The sequence below is a fragment of the Williamsia sp. genome (assembly GCF_036566845.1).
Lineage (GTDB): Bacteria > Actinomycetota > Actinomycetes > Mycobacteriales > Mycobacteriaceae > Williamsia.
In genome coordinates this window covers 1-5093 of record NZ_DATCVM010000267.1, presented here as the reverse complement: position 1 = coordinate 5093, position 5093 = coordinate 1, and the positions used below count along the sequence as shown (strand labels likewise).

The 5093-nt window shown below is 63.7% G+C and carries 3 protein-coding genes and 1 pseudogene; all 4 read right to left on the bottom strand.

Going from position 1 to position 5093, the window contains the following annotated elements; genetic code table 11:
• A partial coding sequence (locus VIQ49_RS25335) for a hypothetical protein (protein WP_414731722.1) occupies positions 1-1423 on the bottom strand: 1423 nt, incomplete at its 3' end.
• Complete coding sequence (locus VIQ49_RS25330; RefSeq protein ID WP_331889342.1) at positions 1420-4449, bottom strand: ATP-binding protein; 3030 nt, start codon at positions 4447-4449, stop codon at positions 1420-1422. The genes VIQ49_RS25330 and VIQ49_RS25335, both read right to left, overlap by 4 nt.
• Complete coding sequence (locus VIQ49_RS25325) at positions 4449-4853, bottom strand: hypothetical protein (protein WP_331889341.1); 405 nt, start codon at positions 4851-4853, stop codon at positions 4449-4451. Before VIQ49_RS25325 ends, VIQ49_RS25330 begins: the two co-directional genes overlap by 1 nt.
• A gap of 48 nt (positions 4854-4901) precedes the next feature.
• Positions 4902-5093, bottom strand: a pseudogene (locus tag VIQ49_RS25320) (hypothetical protein); the annotation flags it as partial.

Here is a 5093-nt window from a genome sequence, read left to right as displayed (position 1 = left end):
TGCGGTTGAGTGCACCGGCGGAGTTTTGTCGGAAGGTGCTCGAGATCCGTTTGAACGGGCGCATGATGAACCAGCAGATCAACGACAGAATCACCATGAACCACAGGCGCCACGAACCGTCGACCGAGCCGTTGTCGACGTGGTAGAGCTTCACGAGGGCAACGAGATACAGCGCCACGATCGTTGCTCCTGCGACACCCCAGAGGTAGGCGGTGCCGATCATCCGCATGACACGTTCGAGGAATCCTCCGGAGAGGACGACGAACGGAACCCACATCGGAGCGAACAGGATCGCGAATCGGATAGAAAGCAGCGCAACAATTTTCAGGATCGAGGCGCCGGACCACAGAAGTGACGGTAACCCGACCTTCACCATGGCCAGGAACCCGGTCGAGGTTCGGCCACTGTCCTTTCCTTGAAACTGTGTGTATGAAAGATTCTGTGCGGATAGGGGTTTGATGATCTCGTCCTGGAACCGCGCCGCTTTCGACTCGGCGAGTTCGTTCGCGGCCTCGGTGTCTCCCTTGACCCGTTCCTGTTCGTCGTAGGTGAAGGCGAGTGTGTCGCGGAGTTTGGGTTGGAGTTGCTGATCCGGCGGTACGCCGGATTCGTCGAAGTTCGGCCCGAACCAGCCTTTGGAGATGTCCGGCAGGAGAATTTTGTCCATCAGGACGTTGCGCGGATCGGTTTCCAGACCCGCCGCCTCGAACACTTCACCTTGGGTTCCGGTGATCAGCTGCCCGAATGTTTCGTCCGCGACATTCATCGCCTTCTGGGGCGCTCCGACCATCAACGCCCCCAACGTCACACCGGCGGCGGCGAGCATCACTGTCTTGGTGACAGCCGCGGCGTTGGACTTGAGCGCGTTCCACAAGATGACTGTTGCCCCGCACATCAATGCCAGCCCGATCCATTTTCCGTAGACACCGGATGTGCCGGTGGCGATGGAGGCGACGATCATGTCGAACTGATCGAGCGCGGGAGTGATTCCGGATTGGGCTGCTTCGGTCCCGGACTTCGTTTGATCGTCGAGCCAGAACGCGATCGCGGCCAACGACTGCCCGACCATCAGAAACGCGTTGCCGGTGCTTGTGTCCGCGACAGCGCCGGGTGCGCGGACCAAGTCTTCACCGCAGCCGAGGTCGTAGGTGTACCAACGTAATCCGGCCCACCCGTAGGTCTGGTAACCGGTGGGGTTTCCGTTGTGGGGTGGCTCGGTGGCGCTGTGGGAGTCGAAGACCGTGGGAAATACTGCGTTCGGGAACTGCGGCGAGGGAGCTTCTTTGCAGTCGAAACCGCCCGCGTGCGCGGTGCCCAACTGTGGGCCGACCAGTGAGATCACCACGATCGTGAACACTGCGAACAACCGGATGAGCTTTGCGGGCACGCCCAATGTCGGGACGTTCGGCGCAGCGTCGTTCACGGCGTACCACCGGCGATGGTTGTGGCCGCTCGTGGACGGGAGTCGAGGGCCTGAAAGACGTGCGCGAGGTGGGTGAAATTGGTCCAATCGCAGCGGACGATCTCGATGTCGTCGGCCATTTTCATCACGAACCGCCTAGCTTGGTCCATGTGCGAGGTGTCCGTGTCCGGGTCCAACGTGTCTTCTCCGCCGCCCCCGAGATCGGCCAATGTCGCCTCGTATCCCTGCCCGGCGGGCAGGTTCAGCAACTTCAATGCGCCCTCGATGGCGTGTTCGTTGCCGCCGAGGTCTCCGATGATGACCTCATAAGTCAGCGCCGACTTGTCGTCGGTGCCGTCGACACCGAGGTAGTCGTCGGGTAGCTGCGAGCACACCAGGGCGCGCACGTTGAATTTGCGGCTGTCACGTGCGATCCGGAGATTCAGCGTGCGTCCCGCGCCGGTTTGTTCGAGGTACTTGTTTTCGTCGAGGAACAGGATTTTGCGGGCCTGGCGCGGCTTGTCGTAGATGAGCCGGTTGGCCTGCCACGCTGCCATGTGCATCAGCGGCGCGGCCATCCGTTGTTGCGGTGTCCACTGCGAGGACGGAACGCCTTCCGGAGGGAGCTGCAAGCCGGGCATCGTCAGGATGGTTAGGCGCTCGTCGAAGGTGGTGTCGGCGTCGAATCCGCCGAGTGTGCCGGGCTTGGGGAACAGCACCCGAGCTTCAGCGAGTTGGGACATCATGTGCAGTTTCTGATGAATGCTGCGGGCGGTCGTCTTGACCTCGGTGTCCTGTTCGTTTTCCGCCATTGCGGCGAGTTGATCGAGAACCTGACCGAGGTGATGGCCGGCGTCGCCGCCGACGTTGTGCGCTGCCGTGTGGAGGACACTTTCCGTCCATCGCTGCTCGACGTCCTTGTCGGTGAGCATCATTTTCAGCACCGACACGGCGCATTCCATGCGTTCGGCGGCAGCTGCACGCAGGTCCGCTTGGTACTGATCTGCCGCTGCTGCGGCCGGATCGGGATCGAGTGCGTAGTGCGAATGTGTGGGGGAGTACTCGGGATCGTCGGGGTCCGGGTCGGCGATCACGCGGTACGGGTTGAGTGCGCCTGGACGTGAGCGCCCGGTCAATGCGTAGACCCTCGTGAACGGCGCCAGTTCCGGCAGTGTGGCCAGCCGGGCGAGCGGACCGGAGGGGTCGAGGATGACTCCGTAGGCGCCGGCGCGGACAGCTTGGTAGACCGTCATTCCGGCCAGGAACGTCTTGCCCGACCCGGGGACGGCGACGATCGGGGTGAGCCCGGATTTGTCCTTGTTCTCCGGGCCTGCGAAGCAGTTCCACACAGCTGGCCTCGGTGCGATCGACGCAGTCTGTCCGACGATCAGTCCTGTCCGGTCACCGATACGGTCTCCGACCGCCGCCATGCCCGCGGAGGCGTCGTAGACGCTCATGCGGCGCGCGTGGGCGATGTTCGCTTGCCGCTGGCCGGGAATGAACTCGCGGAGTAGTTGGTACTGCCCGTGCTCGTGCTCGAGGATGATGTGCGGGGAGTGCATCTCCTGCAGGGTCGAGACCTTGCGGCGGACCTCGTCGGCGTTCGCTCCCACGACCGCCATCCGCCACCACCCCTTGACCCGGGTCGAGAGCCCCGAATGATCGTGTTCGAGATGCGTTTTGATCTTCTGCGCCGCCGCATGTTGTTCCTGCAATTCAGTCGGCGGGCTTTCGTCGTGTTCGACCGTGTAGTGCTTGAACTGGTTGGTGATCTTGTCGGTCACGAAGCGCATCGCGCGGGCGGTCGCGGTCTTCTCTTCGAGCGTGATGCGTTCGGACCATTCGAGAGGCTCGCCCGAGCCGTCGCCGATCACCTGCCACGGCAACATCTGCTCCGGGATCGGCATCGGCGCCATGCGGCCGATCGTCAAGACGATCACGGCAGCGCTGTATCGGCGCCCGTCGACGAGACCGGAGACGGTGGTGAAGCCGTCGCCCGGGGTGAGCGAGAGATCGGCGAGGTCTTCGAGGGAAGCGATGTCGGTGTCCGTCCAATCGCCACCGCCCGAGATCACGCCGTCGATATCGAGCGGGAGACCGATCGCCGCGGAGCGCTGCAACAGGTAGTCCATCTGCCCTGCGGTGGCCGGGCGTGCATCGGCTCCGCGTGCGGCCATGATCCGGGCCAGGGTCGCCAGATGCTCGTCGAGCATGGCTGTTTCGCGGTCGAACGACTCGTCCGCCCAACGCGTTACGGCTGCACCGATCCGGCCGAAGCCGGACAGCCACAGCGCGAGGTAGTCGAGCCCCCTGCTCGACATCGAGCGCGCCGGCAATTCGATGCCCCAGTATCGGCCCTTGATCGTCGGTTCGGACCAGAGCATGCCGTGCTGCTGACCGCGCAGGTAGTCGTTCCACGAGAGAGCGCCGTCGACATCGGGCAGGGGTGTCGCCCACTCGTGATGTGAACGTGCCCATGCTCGGACCGGCCACGGCGCGCGGGTGAGCCGACGGTGCAGGTGCTCGACGCCCGCCTCGCGGAGGTTGGCCAGGATCAGCGCTTCGTCGCGTATGTAGCGTCGCTGCTTGGGTGTCGGGCGCATGTTCCATGGTCCGGGCGGTTGCACGAACCATGCGGTCGCAGTCCTCGGTGTGCGGGTGATGTGTCCTGCTGTGCCGCACAGTTCCAATTTCACGCTCTTGCGGTTCTTCGCGACCCTGCGGGCAGCGCGTTCCTGCGCCTTGAGCGTCTCGGACTTTTTCGCGCAGGCGGACTTACTGCTCGTGCCGCGCCCACGTCGTCGACCGCGAGCTTTGTCGGGGATCTCGTCGGCTGTTGTCATGCTCGCGACGTCGTCTGTCTCGACCGGTTCGGGCCCGGCCCACACATCGGGGGTGTGCGGCGGGTCAGGCTCATGACGATCCGGTGGCGCAGCGGTACGCCCCGCAGCCCAGGACGGAGGCAGAGCGCCGGGCGGAACAACGGGGATGTGGCCGGTGCTACGTGGGTCGAACAGAGACGCAACGTCGTTCTCGTGCGTGGTCATCAGATGCTCGCCTCACAGGGGCTAGCGCAATGGTTGTGGCCGCCAACGCCACGGCGAGTTCGATCAGGTGGTGGAAGGGTGATGTAGATGCTTTCGCCGGCCTTGGGTGGGCGCGGAGAGGTGAGGTCGTTGTAGGCGGCTGTGATCACCGAGCGCAACGGTCGGTCCGCGCTGATGTACTTGGTGATTCGGCTCGACACCGCGACCGTCGAGACGACAAGAATCAGAAATGTGCCGTAGCTCAAGGAGAGGTGAAGGACGGATCGGGCGATGATGAACAGTGCGAAGAACGTGCTCAGGCCCACGCCCACAGCCGAGTAGCGGATCGGCACAGGAAGGGTCTTGCCGGTCGGCCCCAGGTAGTGGTTGTCGACGCGGTAGATCAGGTCGTCGGTTTCGATCACGGGTGCTCCTCGGCGGTGAACTCGGATGCGGGTGGTGCTCAGGGCTTTTCAGATGCCGAGCAGCCCTAACGCCCACTGGCCGAGGGCGTCTTGGGCGGATTGATTGGCTGCCAGCGCAACGAACAGCAGCCCGACCACCGAGAGTCCGCCGATCGTGACGACCTTCGAGACATTGCCCTTGAGTGCACCGAGAAGAAGCGCGCAGGCGATGATCGCGATGATGGTGACCGCACCGTTCGA